The organism is Leptospira wolffii serovar Khorat str. Khorat-H2 (genome assembly GCF_000306115.2).
Classification (GTDB): domain Bacteria; phylum Spirochaetota; class Leptospiria; order Leptospirales; family Leptospiraceae; genus Leptospira_B; species Leptospira_B wolffii.
Genome location: NZ_AKWX02000016.1, coordinates 1 through 16264, shown reverse-complemented (window position 1 = coordinate 16264; position 16264 = coordinate 1). Strand labels below are relative to the sequence as shown.

General features: G+C 45.2%; 14 protein-coding genes. 8 read left to right on the top strand and 6 right to left on the bottom strand.

The features are described from left to right. The first annotated feature begins 163 nt into the window (after positions 1 to 163). Entirely contained in the window at positions 164 to 2551 is a 2388-nt protein-coding gene (locus tag LEP1GSC061_RS12670; RefSeq protein WP_016545878.1) for a transglycosylase domain-containing protein, read from the top strand. On the opposite strand, the gene LEP1GSC061_RS12665 is transcribed toward LEP1GSC061_RS12670, so the two are convergent. Then, positions 2526 to 4028 (bottom strand): ABC transporter substrate-binding protein, encoded by a 1503-nt coding sequence (locus LEP1GSC061_RS12665; protein ID WP_016545856.1) that lies wholly within the window; start codon positions 4026 to 4028, stop codon positions 2526 to 2528. The two genes, LEP1GSC061_RS12670 and LEP1GSC061_RS12665, sit on opposite strands and share 26 nt — an antisense overlap. Positions 4029 to 4037: 9 nt before the next feature. On the opposite strand from LEP1GSC061_RS12665, the gene LEP1GSC061_RS12660 reads away from it, so the two are divergent. The 3 genes from LEP1GSC061_RS12660 to LEP1GSC061_RS12650 all read left to right on the top strand — a co-directional run bounded on the left by LEP1GSC061_RS12660 (position 4038) and on the right by LEP1GSC061_RS12650 (position 8695). After that, complete coding sequence (locus LEP1GSC061_RS12660; protein ID WP_016545887.1) at positions 4038 to 5921, top strand: ABC transporter ATP-binding protein; 1884 nt, start codon at positions 4038 to 4040, stop codon at positions 5919 to 5921. Positions 5922 to 5929: 8 nt separating this feature from the next. After that, positions 5930 to 6973: a tetraacyldisaccharide 4'-kinase gene (gene lpxK / locus LEP1GSC061_RS12655; protein WP_016545883.1), complete on the top strand. Its 1044-nt coding sequence runs from the start codon at positions 5930 to 5932 to the stop codon at positions 6971 to 6973. A gap of 414 nt (positions 6974 to 7387) precedes the next feature. Next, on the top strand, positions 7388 to 8695 hold the full coding sequence (locus LEP1GSC061_RS12650) for a cell envelope integrity TolA family protein (RefSeq protein ID WP_016545882.1): 1308 nt from the start codon (positions 7388 to 7390) through the stop codon (positions 8693 to 8695). Positions 8696 to 8735: 40 nt separating this feature from the next. Here the strand turns inward: LEP1GSC061_RS12650 and LEP1GSC061_RS12645 are convergent, their stop codons facing one another. Beyond that, complete coding sequence (locus LEP1GSC061_RS12645) at positions 8736 to 9515, bottom strand: HesA/MoeB/ThiF family protein (protein WP_016545871.1); 780 nt, start codon at positions 9513 to 9515, stop codon at positions 8736 to 8738. Between the two features lie 12 nt (positions 9516 to 9527). After that, entirely contained in the window at positions 9528 to 10001 is a 474-nt protein-coding gene (locus LEP1GSC061_RS12640) for a HEAT repeat domain-containing protein (protein WP_016545902.1), read from the bottom strand. Between the two features lie 147 nt (positions 10002 to 10148). On the opposite strand from LEP1GSC061_RS12640, the gene LEP1GSC061_RS12635 reads away from it, so the two are divergent. Continuing rightward, positions 10149 to 11309, top strand: a complete 1161-nt coding sequence (locus LEP1GSC061_RS12635) for an LptF/LptG family permease (protein WP_052006548.1) — start codon at positions 10149 to 10151, stop codon at positions 11307 to 11309. A gap of 71 nt (positions 11310 to 11380) precedes the next feature. Here the strand turns inward: LEP1GSC061_RS12635 and LEP1GSC061_RS12630 are convergent, their stop codons facing one another. Then, positions 11381 to 11905 (bottom strand): hypothetical protein, encoded by a 525-nt coding sequence (locus LEP1GSC061_RS12630; protein ID WP_016545837.1) that lies wholly within the window; start codon positions 11903 to 11905, stop codon positions 11381 to 11383. Between the two features lie 498 nt (positions 11906 to 12403). Here LEP1GSC061_RS12630 and LEP1GSC061_RS12625 point away from each other — a divergent pair, with 498 nt between their 5' ends. Both LEP1GSC061_RS12625 and LEP1GSC061_RS12620 read left to right on the top strand, forming a co-directional pair. After that, positions 12404 to 12928 carry an LIC10415 family protein gene (locus LEP1GSC061_RS12625; RefSeq protein WP_040508739.1) on the top strand — a complete coding sequence of 175 codons (525 nt, stop codon included), beginning with the start codon at positions 12404 to 12406 and terminating at the stop codon, positions 12926 to 12928. A 338-nt stretch (positions 12929 to 13266) separates the two neighbouring features. Further along, positions 13267 to 14340 (top strand): SH3 domain-containing protein, encoded by a 1074-nt coding sequence (locus tag LEP1GSC061_RS12620; RefSeq protein WP_016545839.1) that lies wholly within the window; start codon positions 13267 to 13269, stop codon positions 14338 to 14340. On the opposite strand, the gene LEP1GSC061_RS12615 is transcribed toward LEP1GSC061_RS12620, so the two are convergent. Together LEP1GSC061_RS12615 and LEP1GSC061_RS12610 are read right to left on the bottom strand one after the other, a co-directional pair. Continuing rightward, the gene (locus LEP1GSC061_RS12615) at positions 14311 to 14571 is read right to left on the bottom strand and encodes a hypothetical protein (RefSeq protein WP_040508737.1); all 261 of its coding nucleotides are present in this window, start codon (positions 14569 to 14571) and stop codon (positions 14311 to 14313) included. The genes LEP1GSC061_RS12620 and LEP1GSC061_RS12615 overlap by 30 nt on opposite strands. Positions 14572 to 14576: 5 nt before the next feature. Beyond that, on the bottom strand, positions 14577 to 15164 hold the full coding sequence (locus tag LEP1GSC061_RS12610) for a methyltransferase family protein (RefSeq protein WP_269571859.1): 588 nt from the start codon (positions 15162 to 15164) through the stop codon (positions 14577 to 14579). Positions 15165 to 15549: 385 nt separating this feature from the next. Between LEP1GSC061_RS12610 and LEP1GSC061_RS12605 the strand changes: the two genes are divergently transcribed. Continuing rightward, entirely contained in the window at positions 15550 to 15966 is a 417-nt protein-coding gene (locus LEP1GSC061_RS12605; RefSeq protein ID WP_040508734.1) for a MarR family winged helix-turn-helix transcriptional regulator, read from the top strand. Positions 15967 to 16264: the final 298 nt, after the last annotated feature.

Below are 16264 nucleotides of genomic sequence, written 5' to 3'. Positions count from 1 at the left end.
TTATAGCAGATTACTTTCGAATGTCGAGAAGAATCGTATATCTTTCTGTCCGTCCCATCCTGACCCCAGGGTAGGATTGGTATGTGTCCGAAAGGGTCCGGAAACGAGGAAAAAATCCTTTCCATTCCCCTTATTAAACCGGAAAACTTACAGACGGAACCTTATGAATAAAGAAAGAATCTTCGCATTCCTAGCCTCCTTATACCGATACGCTAAGAAGAATTGGAAATCCATACTAAAGTATTCTACCATCGGCGGTATAGTCGTTGCCGCGTTCCTAATCGGAGGATCCTACGTAGTATGGCTTACCAAACAAGAAGACGTAGCTCGAAATCTGGAAACTTTCCAGAGAGAAGTATCCGATACTTACGATCCGAACGAAATCAAACCGATTCGGATTCTGGATAAAAACGGAAAACTAATCGGAGAATTTTCCAGAAGGAAATTCCGCCCTATCCGCACGGACAATCTTTCCCATCATGGTAATATTATCTGGGCCCTTCTCAGTTCCGAAGACCGGGATTTCTACCAACATAACGGAGTGAATTTCACCGCTCTAGCCCGGGCGATCGTGGTCAATCTCACCACTTTTCGCAAACAAGGGGGATCGACAATCACACAGCAATTGGCGAAACTCACTCTCGATCTAGGGGCGCGTAACGTATTCAATAAGCTGACCGAATTCTATTGTACTTTTTATCTGGAGAGCAAGTTCGATAAGAATACGATTCTTGCAATGTATCTGAACCGAATCTTTCTAGGAGAAGGAAATACCGGAGTAGAAGAGGCTTCCAGATATTATTTCAATAAGCCCGCCTACGAACTCACTCCCGCGGAGGCCGCCTTACTCGTGGGAACGATTCCCGCTCCTTCCAATTTCAATGCGGTTCGAAATCCAAAGATCGCTCTTAAGCGCCAGAAGATGGTGATGACCGCCATGGGTTCCAATAAGGATCTACATCCCAATCCAAAATCCATCGAAAAGGATTTCGAGAAGAAGGTGGACTTGAATGTTCGCAAGTTCCGAGCCGCTTACTCCGTGGAAGAAACGAAAGAAGAAGACGACAAAGTCGTAATCAGCTCCGAAATCGGAAAATACGGATTCGATAAGGACTTCACGATCAATTTGGCTCCGGATTTTAATTTCGGGATTCGCCAATTCGTAATCGATAATTTCTCAGAAATCGATCTAGAGAGTCGCGGAATGAACGTATATACCACCCTCGACTACGATAAACAAGATGCTGCGGAACGTTCCCTGAGAGAAGGAATCGAAAGCGTACGTAAAAAACTTACGGAAGATAAGGCGGCATTCATAAAAGCGGGAAGCAACGAAGAGGCCGCCCTCCAGAAAAAAATCATAGAGAATATGAACGGAAGTCTGATCTCCATCAATCCATCCAACGGTTACGTGGAGGCAATGGTAGGTAGTTACAAGATTTCTAATATATTCCGTTTAAATCGGGCGGTTTCCGCGGTCCGACAACCGGGTTCCTCGATCAAAGCCTTGGTGTATCTATTGGCCTTCGAGAAAAGATACGCGACCCCGACCTCCATAGTCACGGACGAACCGATCAAGATCCGAGGATACGCGCCCAAGAATTGGTACAAGGGGCACAGAGGGGCCATGCAAGTGCGCGTAGCTTTCGCCCAATCCGTCAACACAGTCGCGGTCAAATTCATGGATGAAATCGGAGTAGGAGATTTTCTCTCCACTCTAGGCAAAATCCTGGATCTGGATCGATCCGAATTGAACCGAAGATTCCAACCCAATCTAACTCTCGCCTTAGGATCCGGAGAACTTTCTCCCAAGGAATTGGCTACGATCTACGCTACCATCGCCAATTTGGGAAAAAAGGTGAAACCGATCGAAATACTAAGAATCACGGATTTCGAAGGCTCGGAGCTTTATTCCAGCCCTCCGATCAATCCTGCGGAAGCGGAACAAATCTTGGATCCGGTCGCATGCGCCATGACCTTAAATCTTTTGGAAGCCGTGGTTTCGGAAGAAGGAACCCTGAAAGTCGGCCTGAAAGACGGGGAAAAATTTCCTCTAGGAGGCAAGACCGGAACCGTTCAATCTCCTAAAGAGGCCCAAAAGCGTTGGGGAAAAAGAAAGGGAGTCCGTGACGTTTGGTTCGCGGGAGTGAACCCGAATCTAGTAACTACCGTCTGGGTAGGCAACGATATAGGAGCCCCGTTTCCGGGCTCTGGATCCGGGACCAGCGGAAATATCTGGTTCCGATACGTCTCCTACGTCGCTCGTACCATAGGATTCGGAGAAAGTCTCATTCCACCGTTTAACGGAGATTATGTGAAAGTCGACGTATGCGCGGAGACCGGAGGACTATTGTCCAACGAAGCCAATTGCAAGCACCCTCTACTCGGCCAATACTATTATGTGGGAGACCAACCTAGTTCTTCTACTCCCACGCCTACGAGTCAGGGAGAAGGCACCGCGTCCGGTTCGGAAGGTACCGACGCTTTATCCGATGAAGACGCAGTCGAATTGGATCTACCGGCTACTAGTTCGGATCCAAACGACGATTGATCGGAAGGTTTAATTCTTTTCCCATTAGATATAATTCATAAGGGGACCAAAGAAAAATCCAAGGGGCTTCTTCTCCCAAAACGAGAAGGGCCCTTTTTGCATTTTCCTTGGTATCGATTTTATCGGTGGATCGAACCTCTTTAAATATTCTCTCCATTTCGGGGTGGGAGAAGAAGGCTCGATTTCCCGCATTTCCGAATCTATCCCCGGCAAAAAGAGGATCCAAAAATGCCCAGGGTCCCGGAAAATCGGCATACCAAAAGAGAAGAGTTAAATCCCCTTTTCTTTCCCCGTTTTCCTTGTATAAGGCCGCTTTTTCCATCGGATTGATTTTAATTTTCAAGCCTAGTTCCCGCAAGTTTTCTACAATCGCGGCACCGTTCGCCTGATTCTCCTCGTCCCCCCTCATCCTGAAATCAAGAACCCTTTCCAATATGGCCGGATAACATGAGGATTTTATTAAGTATTCCTTCGCAAGATCCACGTCATAAGGATAGAATTCCTCCGTTCTTCCCAAGCTCGACGATACGGAACCGGGGAAAGGACCTACAGCAACTTCTCCCTTACCTTCCAGGAGAACCTTTACGATCAGCCTTTTATCGACCGCATAATTTAAAGCTTTTCTAAAATTCTTATCGAAGCAAGGATCGCCGGAGTTAATCGCAACGTATTGGACTCCGCCTCCCTTTCTGACGGAAATATCCTCTTCTTTCACGATCGAATTCCTCAGAAGAAAATTGGGTAACTTCATCCAGTCCAATTCTCCTTTGGAGTATAGAAACAAACCGGTACTTGCCTGAGGAAGAATCCGAAATAATATTTCCTTCGCGGAGGAAGTCTCTCCGTTCGAAACGATGCGTATGAAGTTATTTCGTTTCCATTCCGATAGACGAAATTCTCCGCAAGCCTTCTCCGGAGATTCGCAAAGAATCCAGGCTTGAGGTAGAGACAATTTTTCCAAGGCTTCCCGTAAGCCTCCCTCGAAATACAATTCTAGGGAGAATTGGGAAAGCACCCTTCCTCCTTTTAGAAAAGAATAAGCGCTCCTCTTAGGTCCTTGGACCGTTCTCAGTTTTTCCAAGGATTGCAGGACCGTCTCTGCGTAAACCGGAACGGAATTTGAAGAATTACGGTTAAATTCCAGAACAAGAGTTCTGGTGTTCGGGAGCTTTCCGTTTGCGATGGAGTATTTGGATACCAGGGAGGGTAGAATTTTACCTTCCGAATCCGTTTCGAATAATTTTCTAGTCAGATATTTCAGGACGATTCTTGAAGAGAGATCCGTGGACTGGATGGGGTCCAAAGAGATCGGATCCGAAGCGAGAGAAAATACCAATTCTCCCGGTTTTTTGGGCTCTCTTTGGCAACCCCAAAAAAGAAGGGACAAAAGAAGGAAAGCCAGGGAAAAGGTAAGAGTTGGTTTTGGAACTCCTACATTCGGATCCGGAGCCACGTCTAGAAACCTAGGATAAAACATTCCGGACCTATGAACGTCTATAGACGCCTCTTGGGGTATTCCTTCAAGTACAAATACAGATTAATCACCGGGATAGTATTATCTTTCCTAGTCTCCGTATTGAACGGAGCCTCTCTCACCAGTATCATCCCCATCTTCGACGCTATCGGCAAGGGCGGAAAAGCCGACTTCGAGATTTCACTCACGAAAAAAGACAAAGCTGTCTTGGAGAAAAAGGAGAAACAGGAATCCTTAGAGGGATTCGAAAAAGTCGAACTACTCCTTGCAGAGAGCAAGCTGAGCTTGAACGCCTATTTGATTTCCTTGCCTAAGGACAAACTCGTTCTGATGTTCTGTCTTTTCATCTTTCCCATCTATTTTGCCAAACTTCTGTTCCTGGCAGGCGCGGTATATTGCATTAATTCCGGAGGATATCTTGCCGTTCGCGATCTGAGATTGGAACTTTATTCCAAGGCTCAGGAACTTCCTCTCAATCATTTCGTGCAGGAAAAAACCGGGATCTTCATGAGTCGTATCATCAACGACGTGGAAGTCCTGGCCAAACTAATCAGCTCGGATCTCAAAGACGCGATCGTGGATTTCTTTTATATAATCACGCATTTGCTCATTCTTCTTTTCTTGAGTTGGGAGATGTTCGTCGCGGTGATCGTAGTAGTCCCTCTTATCATGGGTCCCGTGACATCCTTTGCCGATAGAATCAGAAAGGCGACCCGAAGCCAACAAGAGCGTCTATCTTCTCTGAACGGGCATCTGCAAGAAGTGATCTCAGGAATACGAGTGATTCGCGCGTTCTCTATGGAGAAAGCGGAGGCGGATCGGTTCTGGGAAATCAATAACGACTTAGCGGAAAAGACTTTCAAAGGACATTTTTACCACCAGATCGGTCCTTCTTTAGTGGAATTATCCAGCTCCATCGTCGCAGTTATCTTCCTGGGCTTCGGAGCCTATTTGATGGAACTCCGACAATTCTCTCTGGGAGACTTCATGGTATTCTTCCTTACCTTGGTATTTCTAACCAGACCGTTCAAGCAGATGGGGATGCTTTCCAATTCTATCCAAAGTGCCGTAGCCGCAGGAAACCGAGTCTTCGAATTATTGGACAGCGAAACCGATATCAAACAGCCTAAGAATCCGGTGTATCCGAAAAGACTTTCGGACGAACTAAGATTCGAATCGGTGGGTTACACATATCCGGGAGCGAGGACTCCCGCCCTTTCCGGTTTGGACCTGAGAGTTCCTAAAGGTGCAACGATTGCGTTAGTCGGAGCTTCCGGTGCTGGAAAATCCACGATCGTAGATCTGATACCTAGATTGATCGATCCTACGGAAGGGAGAATCGTTTGGGACGGAACGGATCTTAGAAATCTAGACCTCCCTTCTCTCCGCAAAAAAATCTCCATCGTCAACCAACAGGTGTTCCTATTTAACGGAAGTATTCGGGAGAATATATGTTACGGGACCGATAACGTTCCCGAAGATAAAATGAGAGAAGCCGCCGAACTGGCTTTCGCAAACGATTTCATTCTCTCCTTTGAGGACGGTTTCGATACGATTGTGGGAGAAAGAGGCGTAATGCTTTCCGGAGGACAAAGACAAAGATTGTCCATCGCTAGAGCACTTATCAATAATCCAGAAATTCTGATATTGGACGAGGCTACTTCCGCCTTGGATACCGAATCGGAAAGAATCGTCCAGCAAGCCTTGGAATCACTATACAAGAATCGGACGGTAATCGTAGTCGCACACCGTCTTTCGACCGTTCAAATCGCGGATACGATTTTCGCAATGGAAGAGGGGAAAGTGGTCGAATCCGGAAGTCATGCGGATCTGATCCGCTTGGACGGAAAATACAAGAAACTTTACGAGATGCAATTCGCCGAGTCCCCCGTCTAAGGTCGAAAATGCATCCGTTCGTCCGACTGATTCTCTTCCCTATTCTATTTCCTTTAAGTATTCTCTATCGAATCTTATTTTTCTTGGATCGCTTACGAACCGGGAAGAAAAAACTTCCTCAAGCTTTCGTAATCAGTGTGGGAAATTTCAGCGTAGGAGGAACGGGAAAGACCCCTTTCATCCTGCACCTCGCGAAACTTCTGACTATGAATTTTCCCGATTTTCCTATCGTAGTATTGAGCAGAGGCTACGGTTCTTCCGGATCCGGAACGAGAAGAGTCTCCGTCGACTCCGAAGCAAATGAAGTAGGAGACGAGCCTTTACTCATAAAGAAGAATCTGCCTTTCACCGAAGTATTCGTAGGAAGAAGCAGATACGAATCCTATTTCGAATTCAGAAAGGTTCTAGGAATTCCCGAAAACCGAAAAGTCTTCGTCCTTTTGGACGACGGATTCCAACACCATGCATTGGAAAGGGATCTGGATATAGTGCTGATCGATTCTACCCGACTGGATAAAAAGGATTTCGTTCTACCCCTCGGGCTCTTAAGAGAATCCTTTGGATCCGTCAATAGGGCCGATATCGTAGTCGCCTCCAAATTCGAGGAAAAATTCGAAAGATCGCTGGAACGATGGCTTTCCAAATACAAACCGAAGAAAATATTACGATTTTATTTTGTTCCTGAAGCGTTACAGCCCATCGTCGCTTCGAAAATAGTCTTGTCCCCTGGATCTCTGAAAAATAAATCCGTTTTCGCATTTTGCGGATTGGGAAATCCGGAACCTTTTTGGTCTTCCTTACGAAAATTAAACTTAGCAGAATTCGCATGTAAGGCGTTTGCAGATCACCGGGAATACTCGAAGGAAGATATACTCCGAATCTTAGAACTTGCTAAGGGAAAAGAGTATATCGTATGTACGGAGAAGGACGCGGTGAAACTCGTCGGGCTTGTCCCACCATCGGAATCGCAACGTTGGTTTTATCTAAAACTCACGACCAAGTTGGAAGAAGAAAGCATTCTGTTAGAATCCGTTCACGCTTTGACCGGATAGGGAGAGTTTCCCAACAGATCTGATATCGGATTCGGCCTTTGGATTTCCTACGATACATATCAAAGGAATTACAACTTCCAAGGAGACAACTTCGCGCTAGCCGCCAAATCGGGCGACGACATATCCCAGTCCGAGCAGGCACTCATCACAATCTTGCCCGAAATCTATATGCAAGCCTCGTAGGAAGAGGAAATACTAAGGCGAATTCGGTACAATTCGGAATTTCCAAGGCAATCAACTTCGGATCGGAGGAAAATTTTTAGCTCGCTCGATAAAAGCTGTAGTATTTGTTACAGTTTTCTTTCGGGTTTCCCGGAAGTTTACCGTTCGGTCAATTTATTGCTTGAACCTCGATTTTCTTCTTATAAATATATGCGAACGCGTTTTTATTTCTTTCCGAACTAGGGGACTTGAATGCATTCGAAAAAGATCCAACTCCTACTCTCCATTCTTCTTGCCATGACGATTTCAATCTCCTTGCTTGCGAACGACCAAATCGTTTACATGAGAGACGGAAGGACCTTGGTAGGAGAGATCGTTTCCCAAACCGCAACTAAGATCGTATTGAAATTGCAGGACGGAACCGTAAAGGAAATCCAAAAGCAAGAGATCCGAAGGGTCGCATTCAAAGGAGCGCCGGTCAAACCGCCGGAAAATAAGGATACACCTCCTACTACAACCGCGCCGGATATTACGGAAGCGCAAAAAAAAGAGGAAGAATCCAAGAAGCAACAATTAGCGAACGAAAAAGCCGAGAAAAGAAAGCAAGAGATAGAAGCCGCAAAACGCAATCACTTGGAAGTGTTTTTAGGAGCGGGATCCGGAAATTTGGAATACCAATCTCCCGGCTTTTATCAAAATACTATTTCGATCGGCAGTTCCTCCAGCGATTCGAACGGCAAATGGCAATATCCAATACTTTCGAACGGCAAATCCGGGAACTCATATGCGGGAAGCATACGCTATTCCTGGAATAGATTCGTGGGCCAAGTAGGCGGGACTTCCATACGGTCCGGTTCCAATTATACTCAAATCGGACAGGACAGTTCCCAAAGTACAGGTCTTTACCCTAAAATCGTTTCCGGAGACTATCAGAATTCCTTAAAGCAAGCGTATGCGAATCTGTCTTTCTCCGTATATCCTCACCCAAAACACGATATTCGACCCGTAATCGGAATACAACGTTTCTGGATCAAAACCGAAGACGCAAATCCGTTTGCGATCATTCCGTCCGGAGGCGGTAATATTCCCTTCTCCGTAGCCGAAAGTCTAAAAGGGATTTCCTATGGACTCCAATACGATGTTAAAATAACCGAACAATTCGAGATCCGATCTTCTCTGGAAGTTTTAAGCTTAAAAGGAGACGGAAGTTTCCAACAGAACAGTTACGTCTCCGGCGGATCCAGTAATTCCGATTCTTCCAGTTTCGGAATCCGAAACAGATGGGCGGCAAAAGGAGCGGTGGTCGATCTGAAATTCTTGTATAAGTGGAAACACGGAGTGAATTTCTGGATAGGAATCAATTCTATGAATTTAGAATACAAGATAAGCGACGGAAATGTGAATTTCGGAGCGGGTGGAACGAATGGAACCAATGTCCAAGACGCAATACAAGCCAAGTTTTTAATAAACGATATAATCGGCCCCATGTTCCTAAAGGAAACCAAGGCCACCTCGATCTTATTCGGTATATCCTACGCCTACGACTTCGGTTCCAAGTAAAACGCTTCTGTATTCCCCTTGCGCGGAAATGACTTCTACTTCAATTCGGGAAATTCTTCGCTTGGACAGATCCGCATATCTCACAATCGGTTCTTCTATTCACGACAACGGATCTGAAATCCATAGTCTTAGCGTTTAATTGTAAAATCTTACCGAAGACACCGGTCTGAGATCGATTCGGATCCAAAAGAAATTGGATCGCCTCCGTAGCCTGGATGCTACCTATGATGCCAGCCATTCCCCCTATCACTCCCGCGTCGGCACAAGTAGGAACGTCTTCCGCAGCCGGACTCGATTCGTAAACGCATCTAAAACAAGCGTCCGCTCCCGGACGTATCCCGAATACCATTCCCTCAAATCTGAGTATGCCCGCGGTAATCAAAGGAATCCGCTCGTTTATGCAGGCGTCGTTCACACAGAATTTGGTTTCGAAGTTATCGGAACCTTCCAATACAAGATCGGAATTCTTTAATATATCCGAGGCGTTTTCGCGATCGATTCGGAGAGGGATCGATTCGATTCGGATAAAAGGGTTCAATTCCGTCGCATTCTTCGCTGCCGAGAACGCCTTGCCGGAACCAATATCCGAATGTTTATAGAGAACCTGCCTTTGCAGATTCGTGGTATCCAAAGTATCCGAATCTACGACTCGGATATTTCCGACTCCGGCGGCCGCCAAATACAATAAAGCCGGCGATCCTAAACCGCCGGCCCCCACGATTGTTACAGTGGATTGTTTGAGCCGTTCCTGTCCGGACCTTCTGACCTCGTCGAGCAGAATGTTCCGAGAATAACGACTGAGCTCTTCCGGACTCAACATCCGAAGAGAGAATTATCTACCGAGTTTCTTGTTCAATACGTTCAGGAAATCCGCAACGAACTCGTCGGATCTGCGGTTTTTATCCGCGTATTCGACCGCTTCTTTCGTGGCGTCTTCCACCGTCTCGCTTTTGATTACTATGTTTAATAAAGCAGCCAAAGCGGTATAAACGATATCTCCGTTATCGGAGCTGATGATTTTATTTTTCAAAGCGATGGTAGCGTCGCCCGGTTCTGCGATTTGACCCAGAGCGATTTCAGCCGGGACCGCAACTTTTGGATCGTTGGAACGGTTCAGAAGATTGATAAGTTCGGGAACGGCCGATTTTTCCTTTTTGTCTCCTAAATACAGGGCAGATTCGATTTTTTCGGACTCGGATCCGCTGGAAAGAGTCTTGATATGATCCTCGACGCTTTTTTCCGCATAAGCGGAAGAAGCCGCGAGTAATAGGGTCGTAGTAATAAGCACCAAAATGCGATTTTGCATGGATTCCTCCCGTAACCGAGAAATCTTCGGCCGTTCGCCCCATACCGTCAATCCAAATAAAAGTTTCGGAACATCCTTCTCCCCTTGCGCGAGGCCGTAAAAGGGGTCGTAGAATTCCGTCGCCTTCCGGATCATGGAATTCCGAATATGCAATTGAAACTCTCGCAGATTCGTCCGAAAGAAATTCTCCGGGACTTAAAAGAGGACTTTTTCCCTCCTCGGATCCTGGACAAATACCTATTTTCGGAATTCATTAAGACCTTTTTGGGAACCTTCATCGCCATCACCTTTCTGGCGTTGATGATGAAATACAACGATATCAGCAACGATCTCAAGGCCACGAAGGCTCCGAAATTTCACGCCTGGTTATACATTCTCTATTCCATACCCGACATAGCGGTAAATTATTCGGTCAACCTTTCCCAATTATTCGCGGTATCCTTCACATTAGGACAATTCTCCGCAAACAAGGAAATCGTGGCCATGATGTCGGCGGGAGTTTCGTTTAGAAGAATAGTGACTCCTATCATAGTCTTCAGCTTCGCCCTTTGGATCGGAACTTTTTTCTTCACCCAATTATTGGTAGCGCCGATGAACGCCAAAGCCAACGAAGAACATAAGATCGTAAAGGAAGGAAGTGGAAATCACCTGAGCGGAATCGTATACCAATTCCATTTCAAGGGAAAAGAAGGATTTTATTATATTTATTATTACGATCCGAAAGACGAGGAAATCAAGGGCGGATTCAATTATATCAAACTCCGTCCGGAACAAACTCCGGATTACGTACTCACTTCGCAGAAAGCCAAATACGATCCGGCCAGGGACATCTGGGTTTTAACGGGAGTCGAAGAAACCAAGTTCGACGAGAATTTGAACGTAGTCTCCGTGGGAAAATTCCCTACGAAAGAATACTATCTGCCCGAAAAACCGGAGTATTTCAAGAAGCCGAAGGGCTCGGTGGAAGAAATGAACTTCTTCGAACTTCTGGAAGAAAAGGAAAATCGGGTAAAGAAAGGGCTTTCTTACGGAGACGTGGATATAGCGAGGCACGCTCTATTCGCAAACCCGTTCTTTATAGTAGTGGTAACTCTAGTAGGATGCGTGAGCGGTTATTTCACGAAAAGAATGGCAGTGGTCGCCTCTCTAGGAGTGAGTATCATAGTGGCTTTAGTATATCTTATCATGAATCCCTCCTTTAAAGCGATCGGGGAAAACGGGTTGATACCTATTTGGCTCGCATCTTGGATTACGCCTACGATATTCCTATCCGTATTATTCATAGTTTACAAAAGAATGAAGCTCTAATAAAAAAGGCCTCTTCGATATTCTTCGAAAAAGCCTTCTCATCTTCTTAAACGATTTCGAAAATAAGAATCTTATTTTCCGCCTTTAGGCGTCACAGTAGCTTTGGGAAGAATGACCCGAACCGCTTCTTTCTGGATTTTGTAGCCTCCGGAAACGGTGATGATTCCTTTGAACAAATCCGAAACGTCGGTAATTTTTGCCAGGAACCAATTTCCGGTTCTCGCCTCGTCCTTGGATTGAGGAGGACGATAACCGTCTTCCGTTCCCATATCGAACATGATAACGTTCGTGCCGATTTTTAGATCCTTATCAGTAGCGATACGAGTCAGATAGAAGTTTTTGGTCCAAAGCTTCTTTCCGTCCGTTACTTGTAGGAACTCGCCTTCTCCTTTGGTCTTGGTAGGGGACGCGGGAGTCAGTTCTTTGGCGATATAAACGTTGATATAAGTCTGGTCTTTGTATTCTTCCCTAGAAACGAAGAAATCGTCGGGTTGAATATAATGAGCGTCTTCCTCCGCAAAGAGGGCTAAGGGAAAAAGGCTCAAAAAGAATATTAACGTCGCAACCGCTTTCGTAAGACGGTATTGTTTTTTCATCAGTCATACTCCGTGAATGGTTATCGTCGCTCCCATACAATGTGAAATCGTTTGGGAATAACTTTTTTCATGGTGGAAAAGTACCGGATTTAAGTCAAGGGTTCGTCGAAACACAGGTCCTTCCCTCCCCTGCATAAATTAGGAAATTTATTTCCAAAAAATCAAAACCGAATGTCCGGAGGAACCTATAAATGGATAGATTTCTCTTGCGAATTGTCCGGGAACTTAAGACGGCCTCTCCCCTAACACAAGGAAAAGCCCCGAAACAAACTCGGGATATCTTCGGCCGAATCTTTGTTTTTCGGATTTTTTTTCTCGAAAACCAAGTCCTTGGAAAAAAAATTCATTGGTTCTAAGATCTTTTTCCGATACTGAGTACAGATAAACCTACGGGAAGACCCCTAAGATGCGACATAAACGGTCCGGAAAAAGAAGAATCGGTTTTATCTACCGATTTTCCGAGACTCGCGCAGGTCACCCGAAAGGAGGGTAAAGAACATGGACGTTCAACTGACAAATCTCGTTTCATCTGCAGAGAAACTTCTCCGCGATAAGAGATCTTCCGTACCGGGACGTACGGGAGTGCCCTCAGAAGCCCAAAATGCCCCCGACAAAACCGAGTTTTCTAGCGGATTGACCTCTAGATACTTGAAGGTTCAGGAGACCCTGGCAAATCTCCAAGAAGAACTTTCCAAGGAACAGATGAAACTCGGAGTCTTGGACGAAGGTAATACCCCGAAAGAGGATCTGATTCATATCCTTTTCGGAGAAACGCCTCTTTTCCGCGAATTGCTGGAAAACCCGAACCAAGACTTGAATCAAGTACGCGAACAGGTCCAAGTTAAAAAGGACCAATTGACGGATTCGATCCGCAAATTCGAAGTCGAATCCGAAAACGTACTTTCCGTCGGAATGCTCAAGAGTCCGGAAAATTTCCGGAAATCCATCGAAGATCTTTCCGCAAAAGATATTCGTATGAAGCAGCTTTCTGAGAAGACCATCGAACGATTGATCCAAGACTAATTTGGATCCATATTCCAATCTATTTTAAACTCCCGGGGTCTTCCCGGGAGAGTCCTCTTTTGTCCCGTCCCATCCGATCACATTTTATAAGAAGAATATAAAATCGCGGGGTCCGGAATTATCCTATCCGTTTGACATCACTTAAGCTTCGCGAATATCTTGCACGCTTTGAAAGTCTTTGCCTTAATCTTATTTTTTCTATAACTTAAAGATCTATAACTCACAAATCGCAACGGAGTTTTTTCGATACCTCCCAGGAAGAATCGGTAATGAGTCAATTTTAGAATCGACTAAAAAGGCTTGCCGACCTCCGTTTCGAGACGATTCTTTGGCAATCGATGCCCGCCAGATATTTGTTAAACGCCCTTCTTTTCCTATTTCTCGGCACTTCGCTTATCGGCCAGACCGGAGAAGGTTCTTATTATGTTCTAATTACCTCGGGCGTTCTCAATGTGAGAGAAACTCCGGAAAACGGCAAAATCCTATTCACTTTGAACAGAGGGGCTAAGGTCCGTATTCTTCCCGACGCGGCGTCCGGAGCTATCGACTGGACTAAAATCAAATCGGAAGACGGAAAGCAAGGTTACGTTTCGAGAAAATATCTTGGACAGACCCCTCCCGATACTCTGGACGAATACAAATTGATCGGATTCGTATGGTCTAGTTACGACCCGAAAGACCTGCCCGTTTTCGTTCCTCTCGCATTCTTCAGCAAGAACGGTTGGCAGGAAGCCAAGGACGAATACGAATTCGATTATAAATTCAGAAGCGGCGTCAACGCGACACTCCCGTCGGTCTCTTTGATCGAAGGCCAAAACGGTCCTTCCTTCTCCGCCTCGGCGAGTACCACTTACGGATGCCAGGAATTTCCCGCTCTGAAAGTGAAACCTTCTTCTACCTTATCCACCAAAAGAGAACTGTTAGTCTACTCTCCGGAACTAGCCATCAAATCGATCCCGTTAAGCGAAATCGATAAGGCAAGTATCGAATACAGCCAATTCAAAAATCTTGCGGAAACGATTTGGAAAGCCAGGGGATACCCGGAAACGGAATGGCTACATTCCCAAATCGACGAACTCTATCTATTCAAAACTCCTAAAAAGGAAACTTTTTTATCCGGTCGAATCGCATATAAAAAAGGTAACTCCGAAAGACGGTATTTATATCTTCTTTCCAGAAGATCCGGTTCGGATCGTGTTCTCGTTTCCTTCGAGAAGTCGGAAAAATTGACGGAGGAATTGGGAATGTACGGCGGCGGCTTCCACTTGACGGGAGCGATTTATAGGGAAGAAGACCAGGTTCCTATCTTGATTTTCACGGATATAGGTTACGATTCCTCTATTAGAAGTCTTTACGAACTCCGAAGCGGAACGCTACAATTATTACTGCGCGGTGCCGGAGACGCTTGTTAAGATCGATTTCAACGTTGCAAGTACTTTCTTCGAGTCGTCGTAAATCGTTCCCCGTTCTCCCTTTTCCGATTCCAGAATAATGGATGTCTCGACAGGAGTCGGCCCCAGTAAACGTATTTCAGCCATATTAGTTCCCATAGCCTCAACCAAAATACCGGCGGTAAAACCGCCATTGCCCGTTTTTGGCGGGCCGCAGAATCTCTGGGACAGTACCATATTATCTACTTTCATATTGTCTACTCTAGTTTAATCTTTTGCGATCCTTTGCTTCCGCGTAAAGTAGGCCAAAACATAGGGACGACACGTTTATACTGCAGATACTTTTCCCCGAAAGTACGCGCCAAATCTCTTTCTTCGAATAATGTTCCTATGATGATATAAAATGTCATGCCAGCGGAGAGAATGAGATGACCGACATTCATAAACGGCGTACTCCATAGAACCAAAATTATTCCAAGCATCATCGGATGACGCACGAATCTATACAGCGAAGGCGTAACGAATTCTCCCTTACTCGATTCGGTTCCTGTAAAAAAATTCCAGGCCTGTCGTAATCCGAAAAATCCGAAGTGGTCTATCAAAAATGTGGAGACGACGACCAAAATAAACCCTATTGAAAAAATTGAATATACTGCGCATATTCCGAAATTCGTTTTCATACTCCAAATCTCAAAATAAATAGGCTGCCATAGAAAAGAGAGAACGATCAAAGAAATACTAGCTATAAGAACATAAAGACTCCTTTCCATCTGCGACGGCACGATTCGGCGACAATACTCCTTAAAACCGGCCCTAGCCATGACGCTATGAGGAATACCGAACATAGCCACCAACATAACGTCCAAACAAATCGATCCGACTATCCCTATTTGAAACTCGAATGTCATAACCTTTAGGAATCGCTCGATATCGAGTAAACGGAAAACGAAAAACGTCATTGCAAAGAGGTAGATTACATAAGAAATCAAGGCGAATATCAGATAAGCGATTCGCGTAAACATATTATCTACAGACAAAATTCCCTCCCAAGATGCTTGGCATCCAAAGCTTTTTAAAAATTCTCAGTTAAGGTAGAATTTCGTAAATCGTCGGCGTAAATAATAAATCGCGAAAACTTCCTCTCCAATCGAGAATATTGCTTGGTATTCAAAGTAATTATAGTATGTATAAAACTTGCTCTTAAAAAAGCGGTAGAGGAGCCGAAAGAGAATGAAACAAGATAGGCTGCTAGTCCTGATCACGGGATTACGAGATCAAATTCTCGACGAAGTGAAGAAAGATTATTTGCGCTTCGGGCTGACGAATATAACTCCTGCGATGGGCGCAGTTCTTTGTGCCCTCAAAAACGATCGCCCGCAATCCATGAAGGAAATTGCGAAACAGATTTTTAGAGACCAGTCTAGCGTTACTCCGTTAGTGCAAAAGTTAGTCGATTTAAATCTAGCGATTCAGGAACGTTCATCCCTTGACGCAAGGGAATCCCAGGTCCGACTAACGACGTCCGGAAAAAATACGCGTTTGAAAATAATTCGGGCAGGCAGAAAAATGAACGCCCGCTTGTATCGAGGCATGTCGGCCGCAGATCGAAAATATCTCATTTCGCTATTAGCCCAGCTAAAAAAATAAGCGATCGACCTCCGGAATTCGATTGCTTGCTAAGTTTAACTCTCCCGATCGAAGTATTTTTATCTCTCTTTCGTATATCCCATTTGAGATAAACGAAGAACCCATTTGCCCTCCTAAGGTTCCCAAAAAAACGAATTCGCTTAACGAAGCACATCCCTAAAGGGGCATTTCTTACAAACTCTCTACAAATTTTTATTGTGCGCAGCTGAAAAAAATCGACAGATTCTCTATTTTTTTGGGAACGTCCGTTCCAGGACATGTTTTCGCAGTTTTGGCAGAGAATTTTGCAAAAGCGTGT

Bases quoted from the DNA above. Each gene is read 5' to 3' on its own strand.
- LEP1GSC061_RS12670 (WP_016545878.1), top strand. From the start codon at position 164: ATGAATAAAGAAAGAATCTTCGCATTCCTAGCCTCCTTATACCGATAC.
- LEP1GSC061_RS12630 (WP_016545837.1), bottom strand. From the start codon at position 11,905: ATGAAAAAACAATACCGTCTTACGAAAGCGGTTGCGACGTTAATATTC.
- LEP1GSC061_RS12620 (WP_016545839.1), top strand. From the start codon at position 13,267: ATGCCCGCCAGATATTTGTTAAACGCCCTTCTTTTCCTATTTCTCGGC.
- LEP1GSC061_RS12650 (WP_016545882.1), top strand. From the start codon at position 7,388: ATGCATTCGAAAAAGATCCAACTCCTACTCTCCATTCTTCTTGCCATG.
- LEP1GSC061_RS12615 (WP_040508737.1), bottom strand. From the start codon at position 14,571: ATGAAAGTAGATAATATGGTACTGTCCCAGAGATTCTGCGGCCCGCCA.
- LEP1GSC061_RS12625 (WP_040508739.1), top strand. From the start codon at position 12,404: ATGGACGTTCAACTGACAAATCTCGTTTCATCTGCAGAGAAACTTCTC.
- LEP1GSC061_RS12640 (WP_016545902.1), bottom strand. From the start codon at position 10,001: ATGCAAAATCGCATTTTGGTGCTTATTACTACGACCCTATTACTCGCG.
- LEP1GSC061_RS12660 (WP_016545887.1), top strand. From the start codon at position 4,038: ATGAACGTCTATAGACGCCTCTTGGGGTATTCCTTCAAGTACAAATAC.
- LEP1GSC061_RS12645 (WP_016545871.1), bottom strand. From the start codon at position 9,515: ATGTTGAGTCCGGAAGAGCTCAGTCGTTATTCTCGGAACATTCTGCTC.
- LEP1GSC061_RS12610 (WP_269571859.1), bottom strand. From the start codon at position 15,164: ATGTTCGGTATTCCTCATAGCGTCATGGCTAGGGCCGGTTTTAAGGAG.
- LEP1GSC061_RS12605 (WP_040508734.1), top strand. From the start codon at position 15,550: ATGAAACAAGATAGGCTGCTAGTCCTGATCACGGGATTACGAGATCAA.
- LEP1GSC061_RS12635 (WP_052006548.1), top strand. From the start codon at position 10,149: ATGCAATTGAAACTCTCGCAGATTCGTCCGAAAGAAATTCTCCGGGAC.
- lpxK (WP_016545883.1), top strand. From the start codon at position 5,930: ATGCATCCGTTCGTCCGACTGATTCTCTTCCCTATTCTATTTCCTTTA.
- LEP1GSC061_RS12665 (WP_016545856.1), bottom strand. From the start codon at position 4,028: ATGTTTTATCCTAGGTTTCTAGACGTGGCTCCGGATCCGAATGTAGGA.